The following is a 23,891-nucleotide window of genomic DNA, read 5'->3' as shown; positions in this document are numbered from 1 at the left end:
ATGTTAAAAAGCGATGGACAAAAACAGGATTTTTATGAAAAGTATTAGCCATTTAGTAAAAAACTCTACACCCATAGTTCATAATGTTCAATCACCTGTGTATTTATTGTTGATTTTACCAATAAGCCAATTTTTCATTTATTTTTTGCACTCTATTTCTATTTATAGTTCTTATGTATAAGTTGAAGCAGATGACAGGCTAAATTATCACCCAACTTACAGGCCTTTATAGAATCCCTTTCGGCCTCATCCAGTCCATATATCTTTCTATTGTTGTAGTAAACACTTCCCCTATGAGCATAGTATTCGGCGTTTTCGGGATCAAGTTCTATCGCCCGATCGAAATCAGACAACGCCTCTTTTATCTTTTTTATCTCATTGTATGATCTACCCCTCCAGAAATATCCGGGTGAAAAACTAGGATAATACTTTATTGTTTTTGTGAAATCGGAGATCGCCGCTTCATATCTGGCCGTCATATAGTATGCCTGCCCTCTCACAAAATAGCCATCTGATACTTTTGGTCTAAGCTCTATTGACTTATAAAAACACTCGATACACTTACCATACAGACCTTAATTGCAATATTCAACCCCCTTGTAATACCATTCCGAGGCCTCATCCGAATAGCATGACACCGCGGATACCGATATAACAAAGACTATCAAGATTGCGCCTAAAAGCCTCTTCATTTTCCACCTCCGTTGAAATTTTATCAGATAGTTTGTAAGATATTGTATGTTAATATTGCTGTGTTGTCAATGTTAAACAGTATTAGATAAAAAAGGGGCCCGGCAAAATAATCGGCCGGCCCCTTAATTGATTAACTATTTCTCACAATCCCCCCTCTCCCCCCCTCCCCCCCTCCCCCTGCGAGACTCACGGATTGCTCATGCTCTCGGAGCAGAGAAACTCGCCGTTTTTTATCTCCAGCGGGCAGCCGCCGCCGCAGAGGGCCAGCTCCTCGCACTCGCGGCACTTGTCCATGATATACTCCCGATTTCTGATGGAGACGAGGAGCGGGTGATTCCATATCGCCTCCCAATCGTCTTTGAGGATATTTCCAACCGGCTCGTAGTAGCTCTGGCACGGCAGGACATCGCCGTTAGGCTCGATGCACATGTTGAACTTCCCGGCGGTGCACTGCTTCATCCCCAGATTCATCTCTACCGGGTTGAACTTGCAGTACTGCGTGGGCGTATACCAGATAAACCTGAGGTCGTTTCTCTCGGCGGAATCGATCACCTCTTGGAGGATTTCGGGAAGGGCGTCCTCGCTTATCGCCATCTCCCCCCCCTTGGCGCCCCCTGAGTAGATTATCCCGTTCATGGCAAAGGCGTCAACGCCCAGGGTCGCGATGAAATCCACGGTCTTTCCCAAAGTCTTCACGTTGTGCTTGGTTATGGTTGTGTTGGTTATCGTGTGTATGGGCGATTTCGCCGCGTTCTTTATCCCCTTAACCGTCTCATCCCAGGCATCGACATTTCCCTTTACCCCGACCATCTTGTTGTGGATATTTTTGTCGGACGACTCGAGCGTTATCTGGAAATAGTCTATTCCCTCCTCTATCAGCCTTCCGATGTATTTTTTGTCCATGAGCCTCCTGCCGTTTGTCAGGAGTCCCGCGACCATCCCCAGGTCCTCGGCGATGCCGACGAGCTCCGGGAGGTCGTCCCTCATCGTCGCCTCCCCGCCGGTGAAGGCCACATGGAATATCCCCAGCCCCCAGAGCTTCTCCATGACCCTCTTCCACTGGTCGGTGGTCAGCTCGCCGGATCCGTCCCCCTTGTCCCGATCGACGTAGCAGTGGCCGCAGTCGTTGTTGCACCTGTAGGTAAGGGCGAGGTCCATCCTGTAGGGGGCGTCCGACGGCGTCGAGAACGGTTCGATCCTCTCCACGTCGAGGTAGGTTATGGGACAGACGTCCTCCATTATCGACATCGAGTCTATCAAGCCCTTGAGCTTTCCATACTCCTCCCTCAGCGTCTCCTTCTTCACGCCCCGGTAGCGCCCCTTGACGATCTTGACCGTCTCCTCTTCCGACTTACCCTCTACGATGAGCTTGGCGAACTCGGTGGCTGTGGGGTTCAGGTGCAGTATCCTCGCAGCGTTGATGGAGAGGATGGAGTTACCCCACTCCATGATTCTCAGGTGGAGCCTGTAGTTGCTCCCGTCCTCCCCCGTGACCCTGCTGTGGTATATTCCCGCCTCAAGCGGCTTTTCGTTCTTAAAGAAATCCTTGATCTTCATATCTATCTACCCCCTCCCGCACAGGCGCAGGCACAGCCGGCGCAGGCACAGGCGCAGGCGCATCCGCCGCCGCCGCTGCTCCTGCTGTAGCTGCCAGAGCTCTGGGGCGCCGGATTGGTAACCCTCGTGACGCCGGACGCGAACGACTCGATGTTCCTGATAAAATTACCGGAGAAGTTCTCGAAGCCGGTGACCATCTTGTTCGCCAGGTCCGCCCCCGATGTGAACGTCTTGGACATAGACTCCCCGACACCCTTGGCGGAGACATCCCCGGCCCCGGAAGTAGTCGGATAGTAGTTGCGGGTGTACCAGCGGGGGGCGACCACCTCCCGGCCGGTGAAGGTTTCCTCCATGCGATCGCCGAACTTCTTGTCCATCATTATCCACTCGAGCTTGTCGCTCCACTCCTCGCCCAAAAGCTCCGGGGTGTTGGCGGTCGTTACGTGCCTCCAGGCGAGGTCTACGATATGCTGGTAGTAATCCTTCGTCTCCCTCCTGGAGAACCCCTTGATCCTCTTATCGACGTCCTTGATCATTTTTACCATTGTCGTACTCATCTTTTTCAAGTCCGCCTCACCGTTCGGCTTTATCGCCTCCAAAAACTCGATCTCGTAGTCCCTCAAGCCGGACTTGTTCGCCCCATCGATGGCCATCACCTTCGGGATCTTTCCCTTTCCCATGTCCTCCACCCTGACGACGTTCTTCTTCATAAGGCCGAAGAGGATCATGGTGACGACCTTGTCGAGGGGAAGCTCCAGGAGAACCGCCGCCTCCGGGGCTGTCAGTCCCCGCTTGATCCCGACGCCCTCAATGGAGACCTTGGAGGGGAAATACTTCATCCTTCGCATCTTGCTCCTGATTATTGACCAGATTATTATGAAGAAGAAGCCGCCGAATATCATAATGGGGAGATTTGTGACCAGCATAACCACAACAGCGATTATAATCTCGAAAAAGGAGAATTTGGGAGGCTTCGACACCGCCCCCTCGGCGACGTACATGCTGGGGAACGACACGCCGAATTTGTACTGGGTTGACGGGCTTGCGGACCCATTTATCCACGTGAAGACGATCCTTCCATCTTCGTCGAATCTCGTGGAATCGAACTTCCTCTTTCCGCCACCCTCGTGATATCTGGTCTCGTCCGGGGTAACTCCCTTCGGGAAGTGGACGCTAAGCCTCAGGTCGGTCGTGCCGTGGGCGTAGGCGGAGCCGTACCACGTGGGCGAAAACTCCATCGAGGCGTAGTCCTCCTTTTCCTCGTCGGTGAACAGCATCTTCGGGTGGATGATCGAGAAGTTCAGAGTGCCGGTCTGCCCCGGCTGGATGGTCTGCGCCCCCAGGTGAACCTCCACCCCGGTAACGTAGGTCGATTTACGGATGTCGGTGAGGGGAACGTTGTTGATCGATGCCTTGGCGCTTCCCAGGTTGTAGTTGCCGTTCGGAAGCCCGATGTCGACGATGTCTATCGGGTGGGCGCCGGAATCGCAGCTGAACGTAAGGCCGTATATTATCGTTATCGATCCGTCTTGATTGATATAGACATCCGAGTAGTTTTTCGGGACCGAAAAGGAGTAATCCTGGGCCGCGGCGATGCCGGGCGAAAGTGATATAATCATCAAGGCCGCAAAGGCTACCGCCATCCCCAACAATATTTTCCTTTTCACCTTATTGCTCCTGATATTTGGTTTCATTTAAACTTGCTTATTTAAAAGGGGAAGGGCGTCTCCCCCCCCATCAATAAATAACGGCCTTCGCTCAACTTCCCTTCACGCCCTGCCGTCGCAAAAAAAGACTTTGACAGAGCCGGACCCCTTGCGAAAAGCCGGAAGTCGACCTGCCGCAGTGAATTCAATAATATCAGGATTACGGGCATTGTCAACACGATTTATTTATAATTTTTTTGCTGGATAGAATGTCGACCAATTTTGATCCGCGCCTCAAGCTCGATCAACCGCTCCACCGCGGATAGAAGGAGGACCGGGGATTCGGGAACTGTCGCCCATACAAAAGAGCGGGGGGTCTTCCGGTTTAAAGAAACGGGCGGGGGCGTAAAAGCTTTATCCCCCTTCGCTGTAAACAGCTCACATTTTTGAATATTAAATGGGGGGAAATCGAAAAGACTCTGCTGCCATCAAATTCACCATTTATAATATTAAGGCAACTTCTTTCCATTAAGATCAGACAGGCAATAGACAGGTGAAAAATGTGGATTAATGGTTGATCTTACAGATGAAGGAAGTCGGCTATTGAGACCTCAAACGGCGCGAAACCGGCTCAAGCCCCCCTCCTCCCTCGACTCCGCTCTTCCACTTACGCAGAGCGCCTCGAGGTAGCCATTCACCTCGAAGACCACGTGGGAGGCGTAAATCCCGGCCAGCTCCGGGAATATCCTCGATGTCAGATCGGCCGGTGTTATCCAGCCGTCGTCGATGTTGCTCTCAACCCTGGCGAAGAGGTCGTCGTGAAAGGCGAGGGTTTTCTCAACGTGATCACGGGGATCCGCGATCGCATCCCCGTGGCCGGGGTAGATCAGCCTCGGCTCAAGCCCCAAAACCTTTTTGAGGGATTCGATGTAAGGCACGAGCCCTACGCCGGCGTCAGCCGTCATCTCCGGGAGGGGGTTTGTGGCCACCCCGTTCATCACGTGGTCGCCGGAGAAGAGAACCCCTTTGCCGTCGATAAGCGAAATGCTCCCCCCCGTGTGGCCGGGCGTACCGACAACCTTTAGCGTAAAGCCCCCGAGGTCTATCTCGTCCCCCTCCTCGATAAAGGAGCAGCGGGAGAGGGGCGCGTAAAACCGCCTCATAAGCTTTATGTAGTTTCTGAATATCCTGTCTACGTCCCTTTCGGAAAGCCCCATAGAAACAAAACGATGGGCGTTTTTCTCCATCATCTTTACGAGCTCTTCGACCCCGGCTGTCACCCTGAACTCGTCCGCCGGGTGTATCAATACCTCGGCGTCGACGTGCCCGATGATCTTCCCACAAAGGCCCATGTGGTCGATGTGGCCGTGCGTCAGGATTATTCTCCTGACATCGGCCATCGAAAAGCCGAGCCGCTCTATGCCGGAGACGAGCTTCTCCCAGGCCGGCTCCGTGTCAAGCCCCGTGTCTATCAGCGTAGGGACTTCCCCTGGAATAAAATAGACGTTTACCGGATTTAATGGAAAGAGGAGGGGGAGCGTGAAGGTGTGGACGCCTTTTTCAATGGATATTTCAATAGATACCATATATCTTTTTATGTCCCTTTGCCCCTTTTTGTTTTCCTATACACGCTTTCATGTCCCTACACCCCTTTTTATGTCACTGCCCCCGCCTTCGGGGCGCAGGCGGTCACTAATCCTCGTCCTCGTCCTCATCCTCTTTCTTGTCAAGCCCGTAGGCCCTGAGGATGATCTTGATCGGATGGACGGCCTTTTTGTTCGACAGGTTTTCTATCTGCATCCTGCACGCCTCGCAGTCGGACGCCGCAAACTCGGCGTCCGACTTCAAGAGGAGCTCGGCCAGCTCCCCCCCGATGGCGTTTGCGATGTCGGACTTCTCCTCCTTGAACCCGTAAGTGCCGGCGAGGCCGCAGCAGTAGGTTCCAAGCTCATCCACCTCAAGGCCTGGAACAAGCCCCATCAGGTCTATCGAGGGAAACCCGATCCCGAGGGAGCGCAGGTGGCACGGGATGTGGTACGGGAGGACCATGTTGATCTCTTGAAAATCGGTGTCGAGCTCCCCCGCCTCGTAAAGCCCCCAGAGGAACTCCGAGACCTCCACCAGATGCTCGGAGAGCCTCTCCGCCTCCTGGAGGTCGAGATAGGTTGCGTAGTCGTCCCTTATCATCATGCCGCAGGAGGTGGAGCTGTATATTATCTTGAGCCCCTGATCGGCGGCCTTAAAAAGCCCCTCGAGGTTCTCCATGGCGAGCTTCCTCGCCTCCCTGATGTCCCCGTTTCCAAGAAGGGGAAGCCCGCAGCAGTTCTGCTTCGGGAAGACCGCCTGATAGCCGTTCCTCTCGAGGACCTTCACCACCGCCTTTCCGAGGTCGGGGTCGTTGAAGTTGGTGAAACAGCCGTAGAAATAGGCCACCTTCTTCTCCGACTGGAAGGAGTATTTCTCGATCCACCTCTCGAACGGCTCCGAGGTGTACGAGGGGTATCTTAGATCCTTTTCGAGGTGGAGGAGCTTCTCCGAGATCCACCTCAAGGCCTTCGATTTCATAAAGGTGTTGGTGGCAGGGGCCGCTATGCTCCCCAGGTGCCCGAACATATATGCGTGGGAGAGGAGCCTGTCCCTTATCGAGATCCCCTTTTCCTTTTTGAGGGCAATCTTCGCCTTGGTGTTCAGCTCCGATATATTGACCCCCGACGGACAGACCACGTCGCAGATCCTGCAACCGGTGCAGTATTCCAGTGAGATGTCGTGGGGGGTCTCCCCGTCGCTGCGAAATCTCTGAAAATCTGGGCCGACCTGCTTTGGGCCGAGGAACTTGTCGGTTACCTTGACCACCGGGCAGTGCTCGACGCATATAGTACACTTTACACACTGGTCTGCGGGATAATGTATATCTTTTCTCATAATGTAACTCTATTAAAGGCTCGATGCCATAACACCCGCCTTGTAGCTGGAGGATATTGTAACGCCGCCGCCCGATTTCTCCTTCAGGGCGTCGTAGCCGCAAAGCTGGGCGCCCGCCACAAAGAGGTTCACGAACCTCGGCTTTTTGTTTTTGATCATAGGCAGGAGGTTTTCGTCAACACATATCCCGACCTTGTTTATCGGGTGTCCTGCGGGGTCGAAGAAGCTCTTGTTGAACCACTCGCTTCTCGTCTTGGGCCCGGTAACATCGAGGCCGAATATCGGCTCGACGAGGTTCGTCTCCGAGGAACCGATCCCCCTCCCCACAAGCCCCCCCGTTGCAAGGACGAAGGCCTTTCCCCCCACCAACATCTCCCTCTTGCCCATCGATATGGTCACCTCGAGCACCCTGTCTTTCTCGACCTTTGCTGTCGTGACCTCATACCCCAAGAGAAGCTTTACCCCAAGCGACCTTACGACCGCCTCCAGCGCCTTGTAGAGTCGATACCCGCTGACAGAGGGGGGGAGGGTCGGGGTCTCGAATATCTTGGTTTTGACCACCTTTTCTATATACTTGATCACCTCGTCGCCCCTTCTTAAGCCAAGGACCGCGGGCGTCGCGATCCTCTCGCCGTCCCTGACGTTTTCGTAAAGCGCCATGGAGACCCCCTCGAGGAAGTCAGGGTCATCGAATTTCCGGGCCAGGGTGAGGGAGGTCATCCCGGAGCTCCCTGCCCCGAGCTTGAGATCGATAGTCCTCCCCCTGAAGTGGGGAAGCTCGACCCCCTCGACGGTCAAGGTCGAAATGTTGTGGGCCATATAGGCGGGGTAGAAGTCCCTGAGGCCCTGAAACCCGCATATCAAGACGTCCCCCTCGTCGCGCAGATCGCCCGCCGCCATGCTGGAGGAGAGAAGGGAGGTGGGCTTTATGGTTCCCACGGCGGTCGGGAGGAGAAAGTTCCTGTCGAGATCGCCGACGTATTTGACGCCACCCGACTCCGCGGCCTCCTTGAAGGCAGTCACCCCCCCCTCGATGAAATTCATCCCCACCTTCGAGTAGGGGTGATCCGGATTTTTTGCGATAAGCTCCGCGATCCCCTCCCTGGGCGAATCGAGGGGACGGATTCCCTCCGGCGGATAGTGCCCCAGATAGTCGATCGTCCCGGTAAATATCGTGATGATCCCTATCCCCTTTCCGACTATGAGGACTTTCTTCCCCTCCTTTGCCGCCGTTATCCCGGACATCAATCCGCCGAGACCGGCCCCTATTACGACCACATCGTAGTTCATCCCTTTTTATCCTTTTTATCGACCTTCGCGTTGTCATCGCCGTCAGCCTTTCCGACCTTGTCAAGGGCGAAAAGGCCCAGGTAGATGCCCTCCATCAGCTGCTCCTCGACGAGCTGGTCTCCCCGGAGGATCGGCCTTATTCCCCTCCAGCGCTCCTCAAGGAACCTTATCAGGATGTCGTTGGCCCTGTAGTCGGAGACCATCCCAAGCTCGTGGAGAATCCCCAAGAGGCGATACGTGCAGAAACCCCCCTGGCAGGAGCCCATTCCGACGCGGGTCCTGTGCTGTATGTCGTTGAGGTCGGTGGTGCCCGTCTCCTCGATCACCTTCAGTATCTCCTTTTTCGTTACAAGCTCGCACTCGCAGATTATCTCCTCGATCCCCTCCGGCTTCTTTCTCGACAGTATCTCTATCTTGTCAAACCGATTCCCCAGCTTGTAAAACTCCCCGCTCTCGGAGCCGAGAATCGGCCTCTCCGCCGTACTGCACGGAATATGAACGCCGAGCTCCTTCGCAATGAGGTCCACGACCTTCTCCGCCATGAGCCTGTATGTGGTCAGCTTTCCCCCGACGACGCTCACAAGACCCCTCACATCGTCGATAACCCCGTGGTTTATAACGGAAAAGCTTCTCGATATATCCCTGCCCCCCTCGTTTCCGCCGGCGCCTCCCTTAGAACCCAGGAGAGGCCTTATCCCCGCGTACGCCCTGATCACCCTGGCATCGACCGAGGGCGGGAGCATCAGGGCCGCCTCCGCCAGCATCATCTCGACCTCCTCCCTCGTCACGGTGAACTCCTCCGGGTCGCCGACCTCGATGGAGGTGGTGCCGATAATCGATGTGGGCTCGTTGGGAACGATGATATCGCCGTCGCCGGGGGGGCGCAGTCTGTTGATTATGGTATTGTTGATCCTCCTGTTGAAGATAAGGAGGCTCCCCTTGAAGAGGCTCAACGGGACGTGGACGCCGGACAGAGCCGCCACGTTCCCCGCCCATCCGCCCGTAGCGTTGACCACGAACTTGGCGCGAATCCTGTGCGTCTCGCTCGTGTTTTTGTCCCTGACAAGGACGGTCCTGACCCTCGATCTCTCCACAACAATCCCGACCGCCTCGGTGTGTATCATCACCCTTCCCCCGTTCGCCTCGCTGTCCGCGGCGTTGTCGATGGTGAGGCCGAAGGGGTCAACGGCGGCGTCCGGCACCCGAATTATCTCCCTTGCGTTCCCGGTGAGGTTCGGCTCGATCTTCCTCGCCGCGGAGAGGCTCATGAACTCCGTCTCGATCCCCACCTCGTCGCAGGCGGTGACGAATTTATCTACGTACCTCCTGTCGTCCTGGGGGAGCCTCACAAAAAAACCGCCCGTGTCCTCAATATTCCTCGACGCGATTTTCTTAAGAATCCTGTTTTCCTCGACGCACTCCCTGGCAGACTCCGGGTCTTTGACGGCGTATCTGCCGCCGCTGTGCAAAAGGCCGTGGCATCTGCCGGTGGCGCCAGCGGCAAGGTCACCCTTCTCCACGAGGATCGTCTCTATCCCCCTCAAGGTCAGGTCCCGGGCGATACCCGTTCCGGTGACCCCACCCCCGATTACAACAACTTCCGTGTGAAAGTCCAATTTCACTCCTCTCTAAAAATCCGGCCCAAACTCCATTTCTCCATCCCCGTCACGGCCGTGAATTATGTTGTCATTCCCAACTCGATTGGGAATTATCCTGTCATTCCTAACTCGATTTGGGACTATACTGTCATTCCCAACTTGATTGGGAATCCAGTGAATATCAACCTGGTTCCCCGCTTTCGCGGGGACAAGCCTGGATTCCCGTTTTCACGGGAATGACAATTATAAAGGGAATGACATATATCACAATATTCGTCTATAAGCACATTATTCCCAACTCGACCTGGAACTATACTGTCATTCCCAACTTGATTGGGAATCCAGTGAATATCAACCTGGTTCCCCGCTTTCGCGGGGACAGGCCTGGATTCCCGTTTTCATGGGAATGACAATTATAAAGGGAATGACATATAACATACATATATATAATATATCAAGTTTCGTCTACAATCCCGTCGTTCTCAAACGGACCGGAAATGACAATCAATATTTGTTCCCTATAAAAAAACGTCTACCTGCCCCCCTTAAAGAAACGACATGGCAATTCATAACTTCGTGCTCACCCTCTTAACCGCCTCCTTCCATCCCTTGTATAGCCTCTCCCTCTCCGACTTGTCCATGGCCGGATTGAAAACCCTCTCCACCTCCCTGCACTCTGTAAGCTCCGCTCCGCTCTTCCAGAAGCCGGAGCCGAGGCCCGCCAGGTATGCGGCGCCGGCCGCTGTGGTCTCGATCATCTTCGGTCTCTCCACGTCGATGTCCAGGATGTCGGACTGAAACTGCATCAGGAAATTGTTCGAGGCGGCGCCGCCGTCCACCCTGAGAAGGTTCATATCGACCTCCGACTCCTCGTTCACAACCTCGACGAGGTCCTTTGTCTGATAGGCGATCGACTCGAGGGCGGCCCTTGCCAGATGACTCCTGCCGGAGCCCCTCGTTATCCCCAGGATGCCTCCCCGGGCGTGCATGTCCCAGTAGGGGGCGCCCAAACCCACGAAGGCGGGCACCATGTAGAGGCCGTGGTTGTCGTCGACGCTCTTGGCCAGCTCCTCGGTCTCCTTCGCGTCCTTGATAATCTTCAGCTCGTCCCTCAGCCACTGGATCGCCGCGCCGGCGATGAACACCGCCCCCTCCAGCGAATATATCGGTTTTCCCTCGTCGCTGCACGCAATGGTCGTGAGGAGCCCCTTCTCCGAGTGGACGATCCCGTCGGTGACGGACAGAAGAAAGCAGCCGGTGCCGTAGGTGTTCTTGGCCATGCCGGGCTTCGTGCACCCCTGCCCGAAGAGGGCGGCCTGCTGATCGCCCGCTACTCCGGTTATGGGAACCTTCCGGTCCATTGGGAGCTTCTCCGCCGTATGGCCGAATAGGGAGGCGGAGTCCTTGACCACAGGCAGCATCGCCTCGGGAACGCCGAGAATATCGAGGATCTTTTTGTCCCACTCCTTCTTCTCTATGTTGAACATCAGGGTCCTCGAGGCGTTGGTGTAGTCGGTGGCGTGGACTTCTCCGCCCGAGAGGTTGTACATGAGCCACGTGTCTATCGTCCCGAAGAGTATCTCCCCCTTCTCTGCCTTATCCCTCGCCCCGGGGACGTTATCCAAAAGCCACTTGACCTTCGTGCCGGAGAAATAGGCGTCGACCACAAGGCCGGTGTTTTTCTTGAAGAGCGGCTCATACCCCGCCGATTTAAGCTCGTCGCATATCCCGGCGGTCCTCCTGCACTGCCAGACTATGGCGTTGTGGATAGGCACTCCGGTCTCCTTCTCCCATAGGACGGTGGTCTCCCGCTGGTTGGTGATACCTATGGCGTGGATTTCCTTGAGCTCCACTCCGCTCCTCACGCAGGCGTCGAGCATCGTCTCCTCGACGCTCTTCCATATCTCCATTGGGTTGTGCTCGACCCAGCCCGGCTTCGGGTATATCTGCGTGAACTCCTTGTACGCGCTTCCGACAACGGCCCCCTTTTCATCAAAAATAAAGACCCTGCTTCCGGTTGTGCCCTGATCGATGGCCATGATATATCCGCCCATGTCTTGCTCCCCTATCGCTATTAATAAACAGTGTATGAACCCTGATTTGAAAGATCAAGATAACATTAACTTTTTATTATATCACCTGTTATCTCCAAATCAAAATTTTTTTACTTACCTTACATATTATATTAACCCGGTTCCGGAACCCCCACTGACAGACCAAAACCTGTCAGTGATACCCAACGCACAAACACCACCCTCTGGATTCCCGCTTGCGCGGGAATGACAAATATAAAGGGAATTGCATTTAACAATATTTACTCCGCCCATAATAAAGCCATTCCTAACCCGACCGGGAACTATAATGTCATTCCCAACTCGATTGGGAATCCAATGAATACTATTTCAGTTCCCCGCTTCCCAAGGTAATGACATTAGATATAGGGAATGACAAATATATATGTAATGACAAGCACAAAAAGGATGACAGGCAATAACTATTCCCCTTTTTCAAGAACCGACAAGGGAGCCAAGCCCCTTGACTATCGCCTCGGCCTCGCCTATCATCTCCCTCACAACGTCCCCGGCGTGTTTAAGCCTAGTTATCATCCCGCCGATCTGCCCGCAGTAGACCGTCCCCTCGTCGATGTCGCCGTTCTGGGACGCCAGCTGGGAGCGTCCCTCCCCTATCAGGTCGGCAAGTTCCTCGGCTGTGGCGCCTGACATCTCCGCCTTGTTTATCCTCTCGGTCAGCGAGTTTTTGACGCTCCTCACCGGGGCGATTGTCCTTGCGGTCAGGATGGTGCCCGTGTCCGTGACGTTGAGAATCGCCTCCTTGAACTTCGGGTGCGCCCTCGCCTCGTGGGTTGCGGCGAACCTCGTCCCCACCTGGACGCCCTTGGCCCCCAGCGCCAGGGCCGCCACAAAGCCCCTCCCGTCCGCAATTCCACCGGCCGCGACAACAGGGATAGAGACCCTGTCGACGGTCTGTGGGACAAGGGCCACCGTGGTTATCTCGTCAAAGCCGTCGTGTCCCCCCGCTTCTATACCCTCCACGACTATCGCATCCACGCCGGCATGGGCCCCCTTCTCCGCAAGGGAGACGTTGGGAGAGACGTGAATCACCTTCAGTCCCGCATCGTGAATCTTTCCAGTGAAACGCTTGGGGCTCCCGGCGGACGTCGATATGACGTTCGCACCGCCTGCGATCACAGCATCTATCAGATCTTCCGCATCCGGCCTCATGAGGGGGATGTTCACCCCGAAGGGCTTTTTGGTCAGCCCTTTTACGAGCTCAATCTCCTTTTTAAGCTCTTCCACCGTCATACCGCCGGCGGCGAGAATCCCCAGCCCCCCCGCTTCCGAGACGGCGGAGCAGAGCTCATGGTAACATATCCAGACCATACCCCCCTGAATTATCGGATATTCGATACCGAGCAGATCGCAAAGTTCCGTCTTAAACATAATAACCTCCGGCAACTGAATTATTTTTGAAAGTATACTAACTTTTCCAGCGGAGGTAAAGGAAAATTGAAATTGGGCTTGAACAATTCATTTCTCTCTGGTACTATTTGCCTACAATATGCAATAGGGGGGCTGAGATTTTTCAAAAGAATTTAAATGAGGTAAAATATATGAAGAGAAAAAACCTACTTCCGGTTATCCTCTCTCTCGTTTTGGCCGTATCGCTTTTGACCGCGGCATACGGCCAGGATCTCAAAACAAGGGTAAACGAGATCGAGAGGGCGCACCTCGATGGGAAACTTGACGGAGTAATAAATAAGTATAAGGGTCAGGTAAAGGAAAATCCCAACGACCCAGTCCTTCACTATCTCCTGGGGATAGCCTATCTCTATTCCGAGATGGACGTCAAGGAGGCAACCTTCGACAAGGCGTACAAGGAGCTTGCCAGGGCGAAAGAACTCGATCCAAACATGAAATACGTCAACTACTCCCTCGGAACAGTCTACTGGTACAGGGGGGAGCATGAAAAGGCCCTGGACGCCTACAGGGAGGAAATAAGGCTCGACCCTGAAGACGGCTGGAATTATTACAACCTGGGGCTCGCCTACGAGGGATTGAAGAAGTGGGACAAGGCGTGGAGCCAGTACATCATCGCCATAGAGAAGGACCCGACAATACACTACGCCCACAACAACCTTGGGGGGATTGCCCTGAACTGGAAGGGAGATTTTTTCCGGGCTCTCGATGAATTCAAGGCGGCGATGGAGCTGAAGCCGGATGAAAAGCTCTACAGGAAGAACTACAACAAGGCCGTAAAAAAGCTTAAGGGTTTGAAGGATTCGGTGGAAAAGGGGGAGCTGACCCTCCCCACGGACGAGAAAAAGAAGCTTAATAGCCTCGACCTGAAGGAGGTGGAGGTGGAGTAGGGATAGTCGAAGCTACAATCCTTCGAACACTGTCCAAGCAAACCGATCTTCACGGCATTACTGGCTGATCTTTGGATTTTTCAGACGCATTAAAAGAATGCGTGTATTCCTTGACAGTTTCTAAAACCGATGACATAATTGCCATATTTTATTTTAAAGATGTTTGTAAACTCTCGCTGAATAAAATAGATATGATTCAACTCATTTCTTTAATAAAATAAGTGGAGAAAACGGCCATGAAAAAGGAGATTGCAAAAAACGACTTGTACGAAATCTATGTAGACACGACAAAAAATCGAACTCATATTATCTATAGGGGATTCTGGGAAAATCTTAACGATGTTCCAAATTTGTTGGAAGACCACAAACGGGCCATGAGTGAAGTAAAAAGAGGGTTTACCAGTATCACGGACATCTCCGAGATGAAAACACCAGGCCAAGATGTAATTCAGCTCTTAATTGAAATGAGGAACATTTCCAATAAAAAAGGACAGGGTAAGATAGCAAGGATCGTGGATAAGGCGTTAATAAAAATCGTATCTCGAAGGGTTGATAGGGAGAGTGATATGGATTTGGATGTCGAAAACTTTGCTACATACAAGGAGGCGGAAGCGTGGCTTGACAGCTTTGAAAATTGATGAGATACTTGACAGCTTTGAAAACCGATGAGATAATATATAGGCATCGAATTAATAGTTCGATGCCTTTTTTTCATGGCGGTCGAGTATATCAAGCCTTTATATTGCGAGGTAACCACCAATAGTATTTTTATTTCAAATATGGCTGTGGACTCTTGCTGAGGTATATCGAAATAATCCAACGCATTTCTTTCTAATATGATAAGGGGAGAAAAGTTGCCATGAAAAAGGAAATTGCGAAAACCAAGATGTACGAAATGTACGTGGACACGGCGAAAAATCGAACACACATTATTTTCAGAGGATTCTGGGAGCGTCTTGACGATGTTTCAAATCTGCTTGAGGATTTCAGAAGAGTCATGGCTGAAGTTAAAAGTGGATTTACCAGCATCACAGACCTCTCAGATATGAAGCCCCCGTCCCAGGAAACCTCTCAGCTCTTAGTTGAGATTAAGAATATCGCCGATAAAAAGGGACAGGGCAGGGTGGCAAGGGTCGTGGACAAGAAGCTAATAAAAATTGTTTCTCAGAGGATCAGCAGAGAGAGCGAGATGGGCACAGAGGTCGAACACTTTGCCACATACAAAGAGGCGGAAGCGTGGCTTGACAGCTTTAAAGATTGATGAAATAGGAAGCGCCCACCATATTTAAAAAGCACTTCATATATGGAGTGCTTTTTTTTATCAATCATCCGGCGTCGCTCGACAGGCTCGCGATGTGCCGCTCGACAGGCTCGCGATTTGCCGCTCGGCCGGCTCGCGATATACCGCCCCGGCCGCCCGCCCCCGTCCCACCCGCCCCGGTTGTTTTAACCTTGTTATGCTGGCTATCCACCGCCTCTCACCTATTGTCAACTCTTTGCCCTTTTCAGCCTGCCCTCGGCCGTTTCCCGCCTGCCATCCACCCTTTTCCCGTTTGCCGTCTAAAATTTGCCTTCCGCCTTTTGCGTTCGCTGTTTGCGTCCGCCGCTTGATATATGTAATTCAGAGTCCGCCCCCCCCCAACACCGTTTAACTCCGTTTTCTCTCCTCCACAAGCCGCCCCTTTTCCTTGGCAATGTAGTCGAAAAGATCGAGTATCCACTTAGGGTCTTTCGGGTCTTCCGGCATGTCGAGAAAGGAGATGAAGGGCTTTATGTCGAGGACCTCGGTGTCGTCGATAGCGTCCAATCCCTTCAGCACCAGTACGTTTTCCCTCCGCTCAAGAAGCTCCACCACCGTAAGTCCGATCGGATTCGGCCTTACAGGCGAGCGCGTGGAGAAGATCCCTTTCACCGGGAATTCCTTGAATCCCCCGGGGTGGACCCTTTTTATCCGGCGGGCCCCTTCATTGGTAAACTGGGTCAGAAAGAGGACTATAACGTGACTGAACTCCTCTATTCCGTCAAGACAACCGGCGTACTCCTCGTCGACGACTATCTCCGAAACCTCCATCTCCACGTACTGATCGAGGGCCAGCTCCCTGTCGATCTTTAGGTCCTGATCTTCGGGATAGAGACACGCTTCTTTGCGGCCGCTTTTCACCGTTCCTATCTGCTTCAGCTTGAAATCGATCATGGTTCAAATCCTTTTTCATGGATGAGTAACACAACTCAACCTTTGATTAACACGGGAAAAGCGAAAGTTTATCTAAATTCCACTGCAGCCCCTCCCTAAAAAAATCTTTCAGGCCTGAACAGAATTTATTTCGACTTCCGTCCTTTCTTTGCGGGCTCTTTCTTTGCGGGCCTTCTCTGCTTCAGGGCGGTTTTGGGGGCCGTGTCTCCCTCAAACGCATTGGCGCAGGCCGAGCCGAAGAGGGCGGGCCACAGGAGATATGAAATGTAGAAGGCAAAAAATATGCTGACAATCGAGAACATTATCCCCAAAAGGGGAAACACAAGGAGCGCCAGCATCGCAAAAACTGCGGCATATATCACAACGAAGGCAATTATGTAGTCCCCAAAGACCTTTAAGATCCTTTTAAATATGTCGAATATCCTGAAGGCGTCGGTATAATTCTCGTCTCCCTTCGCGTAGTTCGCAACCGCCATAGGATATAAAAACGCGATCAGCATCACCAAAAAGAAACTTACCGCAAGAATGGAAACCCCTATTATTACTATTGTGACTCCCACGCTGACCTTCGCAAAGAGGACGAGCACGCCGATAAAGAGGACCGTCATGCCGAAAGAGCCCACGATCATCGGGGGTACGATGTAACACAGGCCGATGAGAAAGAGCCATAATCCCTGAAAAAAGAGTTCCTTGAAGTCGTCCCATTCCGGCAAATAAGGCTCACCCCCGTTTAAGACCGATTTAAAGATTTTATACATGTATCCGACCGAAATGAAATTCGCTATGGGACATGCGCTTATCGCCGCCCCAATGAGTATCTTGATCGGCCACTCTTCGTCCCCAAACGGATAAGAAAACGCCCTATTGATATTTATCACCGCAGTCTCCCAAATCTGAATCTGTCAAAAAGAAATCTAAATCTCAATCGCATATCATCAACATATCTTTATTACATATACCTCTGTTCATCCACACAGAAGCATCGTACATTTTTCATTCCGATCAGTAAGATAGCTACACCGCCTTTATTTCCCCGGGACTACCGGTACAGATCCGACATCTCCGATAAACGCCTTCGAGCAGGCGCGTCCGATAAGGCCGAACCAGACGAGATAGTAAAGGTAAAAGATCAAGAAAAGGTTTGCAATGGAAAAGAGCAGCCCAATAAAAGGCAATATGGTCAAAAGGGAGATAAAGAAAACGACACAGAACATTATAAGATAGGCGATAACGTAGTCTCCGAAGACCATGAATATCTTGGAAATAATATCGAACAACCGAAATGCCTCCCCGAACCTCTCTCCACTCTTTGCGTAATTGGCCAGGGCCATCGGGTAAAGGGCTATCGCAATAAATGCGAGGATTAAGCCGATAAGGAAAAAGAATATGCCCATGAACGCTACAACGATAAACTCGTCCCCATTTTTCAAATCATAAAAATACCATCCCCCTACAGCCAATCCTACGCCGAAAAGGATCAAGAACAGCGGGATAAAATAGTAGCAGAGCTGAATGAAAAACACCCAGAATCCCCGAATAAAATATCCCTTGAAATCGTCCCATTCCGGCATATAGAGCTCCTCGTTGTTCACAGCCGCCTTGAAGACGGTGTAGGCATAGCCCTTGCTGAAGAAGTTTACTATCGGAATAAAGACGAAGACCGTGCCGATCAGAAGCTTTATAGCCCAGTCATCATCCTCAAACGGATACGAAAACGCCTCTTTGACATCCATCATTTTCTCCTGTTTTTCGTTTTTCTGTTTCCCTTGCCACCCTCGGCGGGACGAAGGAAGCCGTTCTTATGTCATTCCCAGCTTGATTGAAAATCCAGTAAGAATCAGTCTGGATTCCCGCTTCCCAAGGGAATGACAAATAATACAATATTTCCTTCGGCCATCCTCACTGACAAGCCGGAGCTTGTCAGTGTCACCCAAGCCAAAGACACCATCCCTCTGGATTCCCTCTTGCGCGGGAATGACAATAAATAAATTGTATTGTCCCTCCCTGCTTCATTTCAAATTATTCCATCATTCCCAGCTTGACTGGGAATCCAGTGAATATCAACAGTGTTCCCCGCTTTCGCGAGGACGGGTTTGGATTCCCGTTTCCCAAGAGAATGAGATGTAAATTTAACAACGACCGATGGACCAATAAACAGGGCCTTTCCAATATCTAAAGGCGAAGCTCCGCATAGAATCTGAAACCTTTACCCACGATTACAAAAAATCTGCCAAAAAGAACTCTATATCCAGTCTCTGTAGCTACCCAACGCCAGCGCCGCAAACAGTACAACCGAAGACGCAAAAAACGTCACCATAGCCTTGAAATCACCGGCAAGAAGGTGTGAATAAGATTCAGGGAAAAGGGCCGCTAAAACGGTAAGTATTCCACAAAGGATGGTCATAATGTGCCAGATCATCGATCACTCCTTTTAATTATCCCGTTTTTCCCGCCCCATTAAAAATGAACACTATATTAACCTTTTATCTCTAATATATCACACAACGGCCATATGTCAAAAGGTATTGTCCCTTTATGGATTTTTCACGCCATCAATTAGATACACATATTATCGGAGGGATTCTATTGCGGACGGGAACGCTCTGATAAGTTGACAGTAGGAAAATCAGAACCGGCCTGAATCAAGACGTTGGGCTGTAGACGGACGCCAAAAAAAATCTAAACACCTTCGGCCTCACTAAATCAGCCCCCCCTTCTTCATGTGAACCATGAGGATGGAAATCGCCGCCGGGGTGACGCCCGGTATCATCGAGGCCTGGCCGATGGAGGAGGGCCTCACCCCTTCTAACTTTTCGGTGACCTCAAGCGAAAGGCCGGATAGCCCCCGGTAGTCGAAGTCCTCCGGGATCACCACGCCGTCCATCTTCTCAAGCCTCCCTATCTGCTCGTCCTGGCGCCTTATATACCCCTCGTACTTGACCTCCACCTCCACCTCGGATAGGGCCTCGTCGTCCACCTCCGAGATCTGGGGGGCGATCGCCCTGATCGTCTCGATCGTCACCTCCGGCCTCCTCAATATCTCCCTTAACGTGACCTGTTTTTTTATCTCCGGTACGTTGAGGCGGTTAAGCATCTCGTTCACCTCTCTCTTCGGGTTTATCTTCTCTTCGACGGCGGAAAGCCCCCTCTTAAGCGCCTCCTTCTTTTCGAGGTAGAGCCTCCAGTCGTCGTCCGAGACAAGCCCAACGTCGCGACCCGTCGGCGTCAGTCTGAAAATGCTGTTTCCTTCCCTCAGGCTCAGGCGGTACTCCGCCCGGGAGGTGAACATCCTGTAGGGCTCCTTCGTCCCCTTGGTGACGAGGTCGCTTATCATGACGCCGATGTAGGCCTCGGAGCGCTTAAGGATCAGCGGCCCCCTCCCTTCGGTCCTCAGCGCGGCGTTTATCCCGGCGATTATCCCCTGGGCCGCCGCCTCCTCGTAGCCGGAGGTGCCGTTTATCTGCCCGGCGAAGTAGAGGCCCGAGACCCGCTTCGTCTCGAGCGACATCTTAAGCTCAGTGGGGGGGATCATGTCGTACTGGATCCGATAGGCGGGCCTGACTATTTCCGCCGCTTCGAGCCCCGGGATCGAGCCGATGATCTTTCGCTGTATCTCCAGGCTCAGTATCGTGAATATCCCGTTGACGTAGACCTCGGTCGTAGCTATCCCCTCCGGCTCCAGGAATATCTGGTGGCGCTCCTTTTCCGGGAAGAAGATCACCTTCTCCTCGATGGAGGGGCAGTACCGTGGGCCCTTTCTGGCGAGGAACTTTTCCTCCACGTATTTCGCGTCAACGGCATCCCTGATTACCCTGTGGGTATTCTCGTTGGTATAGGTTATATAGCAGGGAAGCTGATCCCTCTCTATCGGCGGCGACCTGAAGGAAAAGGGGCGTATCGGCCATTGGAGGGGCTGAAGCTCCGTCCTCTCCCACTCTATCGTCTTTCCGTCCACCCTGGGCGTTGTGGCGGTTGCGAACCTCTCTATCTCAAATCCCAGCTCCATAAGGGAGTCGGAGAGCCTTATGGAGGGAAAATCGCCCAGCCTTCCGGCCGGAAACTCGAAGTCGCCGATGCTGATCATCCCCCGCATGAAGGTCCCCGTGGCGAGGACCACGGAGGTCGAAAGATACTCGTCCCCCGTGGCGGTGACGACACCGGAGACCTCCCCCCCCTCGGCAATGATCTTATCGACCATCTCCTGCTTGAGGTCGAGGTTCTCCTCCTTCTCCAGCGTCCACTTCATGTAGGCGCGATACGCCGTCCTGTCCGCCTGTGCCCTCGAAGACCTCACCGCCGGCCCCTTTGTGGAGTTGAGCGTCCTGAACTGGATCCCGGAGCTGTCTGTGGCAAGGCCCATCTCTCCCCCGAGGGCGTCTATCTCCTTTACCAGCTGCCCCTTGGCCAGCCCCCCCACGGCCGGGTTGCAGGACATCTGCCCGATGTTGTCGGCGTTGCTGGTTATGAGCAGGGTCTTTCTCCCCATCCGGGCGGCCGCCAGCGCCGCCTCGCACCCGGCGTGGCCCGCCCCAACGACTATTACATCGTATCTCTTCATGGAGCCTTTGATCTTATCTTTTTAAAGGGCGTGAAAAACATTACAAAGGGTATTGAACAAAAAACTCACGGCGTGGATTTTTTAATCAAATCAGTCCTGACAAGCAAGACCCTGTCCCCCTGCCCCTACCCGATCCCGATCTCCTCGTCGGTGAGGTAGCAGGCGGGATCTGCGGCCCAGGTGTCGCCGGTCATCGCCTCGGCCCTGGCCCTGAAGTTTCCGGCGCAGACATCAAGCCACCGGCAGGAGGCGCACCTCCCTTTCACGAACTCCCCTTTTTTCTTGAGCCTCGCCATGAGCGTATTCGTGGTGTCGGTCCAGATCTCGGAGAAGGGCCTTTCCCTGACGTTTCCGAGGGGGCGGCTTCTCCAGAACTGGTCAGGGTAGACCTCCCCGTCCCAGCCCACGCACCCGATCCCCAGACCGGAGGAGTTCCCCTTGTTCATTATGAGGAGGCCCATTACCTCCTCGGCCCTCGCCGGGTCTTCCTCCTTGAGCTTAAGATAAATATATGGGCCGTCGGCGTGGTTGTCCACGGTCAGGACCTCCGTCTCTTGGCCGGCCTCGAAGAGCTTTTTTGTCCTCTCCATGATCAGATCGAGGACTCCCCTCGTCTCGTCGTGAGAAAGCATTAGGTCTGTGATGCCGCCCCCCCTGCCTGTCACGACGAGGTGATAGAAGCATATCCTCGGAATCTCCATTGATTCCACCATGTCGAATATCCCCGGGATCTCGGCCATGTTCATCCTGTTTATCGTGAAGCGTAAGCCGACCTTTATCCCCTCCTCCATGCAGTTCTCCACCCCTCCAATCGCCCTGTCAAAGGCGCCTTGGGTGCGCCTGAAGGAGTCGTGGGTCTTCCTCAAACCGTCAAGGCTCACCCCCACGTAGGAGAGGTTTCTCAATTTCATCTCTCTCGCCCACCTCTTCGTGATCAGCGTCCCGTTGGTGGAGATGACCGCCCTTATTCCCTTCTCTACGGCGAAGTCCACGAGCTGGACGAGGTCTCTTCTCATCAGCGGCTCCCCGCCGGAAAAGAGGATAACGGGACTCCCGAAGGAGGCGAGGTCCTCGATCAGCCCCTTCGCCTCGCCGGTGTCAAGCTCCCCCGCATAATCGAGGTTTTCCGAGTCGCTGTAGCAGTGGATGCACCTCAGGTTGCAGCGCCGGGTGCAGTTGAAGACCACCACCGGCTTCTTGTCCTCGGAGAACTGGAGTAGGTGGGAGGGAAGATCCTTCGACCTCGCCCCGTAGCGGATCACGTCCGACTGCTCCACCGCCCCCATGTATAGTTTCGAGATACCTATCATATCAATCTATCAAATATTGTCATCGTCTCCTCCCCTTGCCACCTTTCGGCCGGCGCGAACCACCGGGAGCGCCCGGCCCCCCCATTGAGATTCCCGTTAGCTCCGGAGGGGGCCCCACGAAGTACTCCATTATCGACCCCACAAGGCCGAATACGGTGTGATCGAGGGCCTCCACCGCCACCTTAAGCCCGGCCCCTTCGGCCGCCTCGGTCGTTATCGGGCCGATGGACGCCGCCGGGGGAATGGTGAAATCGGCCTCATCGAGGATGCCGTTTTTATCCACCAGCTCCCTGAAGTTCTTCGCGGTGGAGCCGCTGGTAAATGTGACGAGGTCCGCCCCTTCAAGGGCCTCCATCATCTCGTCTCTGGAGATGTCGGGGCAGACCGTTCTGTAGGCGGGAACGTCGTCGACTTCAGCCCCGGCACCGATAAGAAACTCCGGAAGGACCTTCCTCGCGCCCTCGGCCCTGAAGAGGAGCATCTTTTTCCCTGAGAGTTCCCCCCCCTTCGCCTCGATGATCGCTTCCGCCAACGCCTCGGCGATGTAGTCGTCCGGCATTATGTCGGCCAATATCCCGAACTCATGGAGGGCCCGGGCCGTGCCCGGACCCATTACCGCCACTTCGATCCCGGCGAGGGAGCGCCCGTCGAGGTTCTCCCCGTCGAGATACTGAAAAAATGTCCTCGCCCCGTTGGGACTCGTGAAGACTACTACGTCGTAGTCCTTCAGGTTTCTTATCGCCTCGATGATCGGTTCATCCGATTGAGGGGGGACTATCTCGATTGTTGGGAGGAGCGCGGGCTCCGCCCCGAGGCTCTTCAGGTGATCCGTAAGCTCGAAGGCCTGATCCCTGGCCCTGGTAACCACGATCTTCTTGCCGAAGAGGGGCTGGTGCTCGAACCACGACAGCCCCTCGGCCAGGTCAACCACCTCGCCCACCACCATCACCGCCGGGGCCTCTATCCCCTCTTCCTCGACGATATCCGCTATCTCCTCGAGGTCGCCTAAGACGCTCCTCTGCCTCGGCGTCGTTCCCCATGAGATCACCCCCGCCGGAGTGTCGGGATCCATCCCCCCGGAGATAAGGGCATCCACGTTCTCCCTTATCCGCATAATCCCCATGAGGATCACTATCGTCCCCGGGAACCGGGAGAGATACTCCCAGTCCACGCTCGTATCATCCTTCGTCGGGTCTTCGTGCCCGGTGACAAACGCCACCGCCGAAGCGTACTCCCTGTGGGTTACCGGTATTCCCGCATAGGCTGGAACCGCGGTGGCCGACGTGACGCCCGGTATCACCTCGTAGTCTATCTCCTTTGCCGTGAGCGCCATCGCCTCCTCCCCCCCACGCCCAAAGACGAAGGGGTCTCCACCCTTCAGACGCACCACGAACTGCCCCTTCTTCGCCTCTTTTACAATGAGATCGTTTATCTCCTTCTGGGACATCGAGGCCTTCCCCCCCATCTTCCCCACGTAGACCAGCTCGGCGTCCTTCCTCGTGTGGGAGAGGATCTCCTTGTTGACGAGGTAGTCGTAGATTACAACATCGGCACCTGCAAGGGCCCATGCACCTTTAAGCGTAAGGAGGCCCGGATCGCCCGGCCCCGCCCCCACGAAATATACCACCCCGCGGAATCCCTTCTCCCTGCCGCCTTTATCCATCAACTATCTTACCCCCCCAAGTCTTTATGAAGCAAAAGGAACAATTCATCACCCCAAGCCCCCCCAAAAAAAA

19 protein-coding genes are annotated in these 23,891 nt (G+C 53.7%); 3 read left to right on the top strand and 16 right to left on the bottom strand.

What is annotated here, in order from left to right; all coding sequences use genetic code 11:
* Positions 1–158 precede the first annotated feature (158 nt).
* From JW984_02700 to JW984_02660, 9 genes are all read right to left on the bottom strand, one after another.
* Entirely contained in the window at positions 159–479 is a 321-nt protein-coding gene (locus tag JW984_02700) for a tetratricopeptide repeat protein (GenBank protein ID MBN1572086.1), read from the bottom strand.
* A 400-nt stretch (positions 480–879) separates the two neighbouring features.
* Positions 880–2,250: a radical SAM protein gene (locus JW984_02695; GenBank protein ID MBN1572085.1), complete on the bottom strand. Its 1,371-nt coding sequence runs from the start codon at positions 2,248–2,250 to the stop codon at positions 880–882.
* A gap of 2 nt (positions 2,251–2,252) precedes the next feature.
* Positions 2,253–3,917 carry a hypothetical protein gene (locus JW984_02690; protein MBN1572084.1) on the bottom strand — a complete coding sequence of 555 codons (1,665 nt, stop codon included), beginning with the start codon at positions 3,915–3,917 and terminating at the stop codon, positions 2,253–2,255.
* A gap of 590 nt (positions 3,918–4,507) precedes the next feature.
* The gene (locus JW984_02685; GenBank protein MBN1572083.1) at positions 4,508–5,482 is read right to left on the bottom strand and encodes an MBL fold metallo-hydrolase; all 975 of its coding nucleotides are present in this window, start codon (positions 5,480–5,482) and stop codon (positions 4,508–4,510) included.
* A gap of 106 nt (positions 5,483–5,588) precedes the next feature.
* Positions 5,589–6,818: an anaerobic glycerol-3-phosphate dehydrogenase subunit C gene (locus JW984_02680; GenBank protein ID MBN1572082.1), complete on the bottom strand. Its 1,230-nt coding sequence runs from the start codon at positions 6,816–6,818 to the stop codon at positions 5,589–5,591.
* 12 nt (positions 6,819–6,830) lie between these two features.
* Positions 6,831–8,108 carry an anaerobic glycerol-3-phosphate dehydrogenase subunit B gene (gene glpB / locus JW984_02675; protein MBN1572081.1) on the bottom strand — a complete coding sequence of 426 codons (1,278 nt, stop codon included), beginning with the start codon at positions 8,106–8,108 and terminating at the stop codon, positions 6,831–6,833.
* Positions 8,105–9,724: an anaerobic glycerol-3-phosphate dehydrogenase subunit A gene (gene glpA / locus JW984_02670; GenBank protein ID MBN1572080.1), complete on the bottom strand. Its 1,620-nt coding sequence runs from the start codon at positions 9,722–9,724 to the stop codon at positions 8,105–8,107. Before glpA ends, glpB begins: the two co-directional genes overlap by 4 nt.
* Positions 9,725–10,272: 548 nt before the next feature.
* Complete coding sequence (glpK, locus tag JW984_02665) at positions 10,273–11,760, bottom strand: glycerol kinase GlpK (GenBank protein ID MBN1572079.1); 1,488 nt, start codon at positions 11,758–11,760, stop codon at positions 10,273–10,275.
* Positions 11,761–12,213: 453 nt separating this feature from the next.
* Positions 12,214–13,167: a nitronate monooxygenase gene (locus JW984_02660; protein ID MBN1572078.1), complete on the bottom strand. Its 954-nt coding sequence runs from the start codon at positions 13,165–13,167 to the stop codon at positions 12,214–12,216.
* 170 nt (positions 13,168–13,337) lie between these two features.
* Between JW984_02660 and JW984_02655 the strand changes: the two genes are divergently transcribed.
* From JW984_02655 to JW984_02645, 3 genes are all read left to right on the top strand, one after another.
* Entirely contained in the window at positions 13,338–14,093 is a 756-nt protein-coding gene (locus JW984_02655; protein ID MBN1572077.1) for a tetratricopeptide repeat protein, read from the top strand.
* Between the two features lie 236 nt (positions 14,094–14,329).
* Positions 14,330–14,731, top strand: a complete 402-nt coding sequence (locus JW984_02650; protein ID MBN1572076.1) for a hypothetical protein — start codon at positions 14,330–14,332, stop codon at positions 14,729–14,731.
* Positions 14,732–14,952: 221 nt separating this feature from the next.
* Positions 14,953–15,354 (top strand): STAS/SEC14 domain-containing protein, encoded by a 402-nt coding sequence (locus tag JW984_02645; protein ID MBN1572075.1) that lies wholly within the window; start codon positions 14,953–14,955, stop codon positions 15,352–15,354.
* 387 nt (positions 15,355–15,741) lie between these two features.
* On the opposite strand, the gene tsaA is transcribed toward JW984_02645, so the two are convergent.
* The 7 genes from tsaA to cobA all read right to left on the bottom strand — a co-directional run bounded on the left by tsaA (position 15,742) and on the right by cobA (position 23,818).
* Positions 15,742–16,287, bottom strand: a complete 546-nt coding sequence (gene tsaA / locus JW984_02640; GenBank protein ID MBN1572074.1) for a tRNA (N6-threonylcarbamoyladenosine(37)-N6)-methyltransferase TrmO — start codon at positions 16,285–16,287, stop codon at positions 15,742–15,744.
* Positions 16,288–16,412: 125 nt separating this feature from the next.
* Positions 16,413–17,165, bottom strand: coding sequence for a DUF4013 domain-containing protein (locus JW984_02635; protein ID MBN1572073.1), 753 nt, complete (start codon positions 17,163–17,165; stop codon positions 16,413–16,415).
* A 147-nt stretch (positions 17,166–17,312) separates the two neighbouring features.
* A complete protein-coding gene (locus JW984_02630) occupies positions 17,313–18,023 on the bottom strand; it encodes a DUF4013 domain-containing protein (protein ID MBN1572072.1) in 711 nt (236 codons plus the stop codon).
* A gap of 506 nt (positions 18,024–18,529) precedes the next feature.
* Positions 18,530–18,706 carry a hypothetical protein gene (locus JW984_02625; GenBank protein ID MBN1572071.1) on the bottom strand — a complete coding sequence of 59 codons (177 nt, stop codon included), beginning with the start codon at positions 18,704–18,706 and terminating at the stop codon, positions 18,530–18,532.
* Positions 18,707–18,985: 279 nt separating this feature from the next.
* Positions 18,986–20,845, bottom strand: a complete 1,860-nt coding sequence (mnmG, locus tag JW984_02620; protein MBN1572070.1) for a tRNA uridine-5-carboxymethylaminomethyl(34) synthesis enzyme MnmG — start codon at positions 20,843–20,845, stop codon at positions 18,986–18,988.
* Between the two features lie 125 nt (positions 20,846–20,970).
* Complete coding sequence (gene ahbC / locus JW984_02615) at positions 20,971–22,155, bottom strand: 12,18-didecarboxysiroheme deacetylase (GenBank protein ID MBN1572069.1); 1,185 nt, start codon at positions 22,153–22,155, stop codon at positions 20,971–20,973.
* Positions 22,156–22,174: 19 nt separating this feature from the next.
* A complete protein-coding gene (gene cobA / locus JW984_02610; GenBank protein MBN1572068.1) occupies positions 22,175–23,818 on the bottom strand; it encodes a uroporphyrinogen-III C-methyltransferase in 1,644 nt (547 codons plus the stop codon).
* Positions 23,819–23,891 lie beyond the last annotated feature (73 nt).

The organism is Candidatus Zymogenus saltonus (assembly GCA_016929395.1).
GTDB classification, from domain to species: domain Bacteria; phylum Desulfobacterota; class Zymogenia; order Zymogenales; family Zymogenaceae; genus Zymogenus; species Zymogenus saltonus.
Note: the sequence above shows the minus strand (reverse complement) of the source record. Positions and strands in the feature narration are given on the sequence as shown.

Bases quoted from the DNA above. Each gene is read 5' to 3' on its own strand.
- JW984_02700 (MBN1572086.1), bottom strand. From the start codon at position 479: ATGACGGCCAGATATGAAGCGGCGATCTCCGATTTCACAAAAACAATA.
- JW984_02695 (MBN1572085.1), bottom strand. From the start codon at position 2,250: ATGAAGATCAAGGATTTCTTTAAGAACGAAAAGCCGCTTGAGGCGGGA.
- JW984_02685 (MBN1572083.1), bottom strand. From the start codon at position 5,482: ATGGTATCTATTGAAATATCCATTGAAAAAGGCGTCCACACCTTCACG.
- JW984_02680 (MBN1572082.1), bottom strand. From the start codon at position 6,818: ATGAGAAAAGATATACATTATCCCGCAGACCAGTGTGTAAAGTGTACT.
- glpB (MBN1572081.1), bottom strand. From the start codon at position 8,108: ATGAACTACGATGTGGTCGTAATAGGGGCCGGTCTCGGCGGATTGATG.
- glpK (MBN1572079.1), bottom strand. From the start codon at position 11,760: ATGGGCGGATATATCATGGCCATCGATCAGGGCACAACCGGAAGCAGG.
- JW984_02660 (MBN1572078.1), bottom strand. From the start codon at position 13,167: ATGTTTAAGACGGAACTTTGCGATCTGCTCGGTATCGAATATCCGATA.
- JW984_02655 (MBN1572077.1), top strand. From the start codon at position 13,338: ATGAAGAGAAAAAACCTACTTCCGGTTATCCTCTCTCTCGTTTTGGCC.
- JW984_02650 (MBN1572076.1), top strand. From the start codon at position 14,330: ATGAAAAAGGAGATTGCAAAAAACGACTTGTACGAAATCTATGTAGAC.
- JW984_02645 (MBN1572075.1), top strand. From the start codon at position 14,953: ATGAAAAAGGAAATTGCGAAAACCAAGATGTACGAAATGTACGTGGAC.
- tsaA (MBN1572074.1), bottom strand. From the start codon at position 16,287: ATGATCGATTTCAAGCTGAAGCAGATAGGAACGGTGAAAAGCGGCCGC.
- JW984_02630 (MBN1572072.1), bottom strand. From the start codon at position 18,023: ATGATGGATGTCAAAGAGGCGTTTTCGTATCCGTTTGAGGATGATGAC.
- JW984_02625 (MBN1572071.1), bottom strand. From the start codon at position 18,706: ATGATCTGGCACATTATGACCATCCTTTGTGGAATACTTACCGTTTTA.
- mnmG (MBN1572070.1), bottom strand. From the start codon at position 20,845: ATGAAGAGATACGATGTAATAGTCGTTGGGGCGGGCCACGCCGGGTGC.
- ahbC (MBN1572069.1), bottom strand. From the start codon at position 22,155: ATGATAGGTATCTCGAAACTATACATGGGGGCGGTGGAGCAGTCGGAC.
- cobA (MBN1572068.1), bottom strand. From the start codon at position 23,818: ATGGATAAAGGCGGCAGGGAGAAGGGATTCCGCGGGGTGGTATATTTC.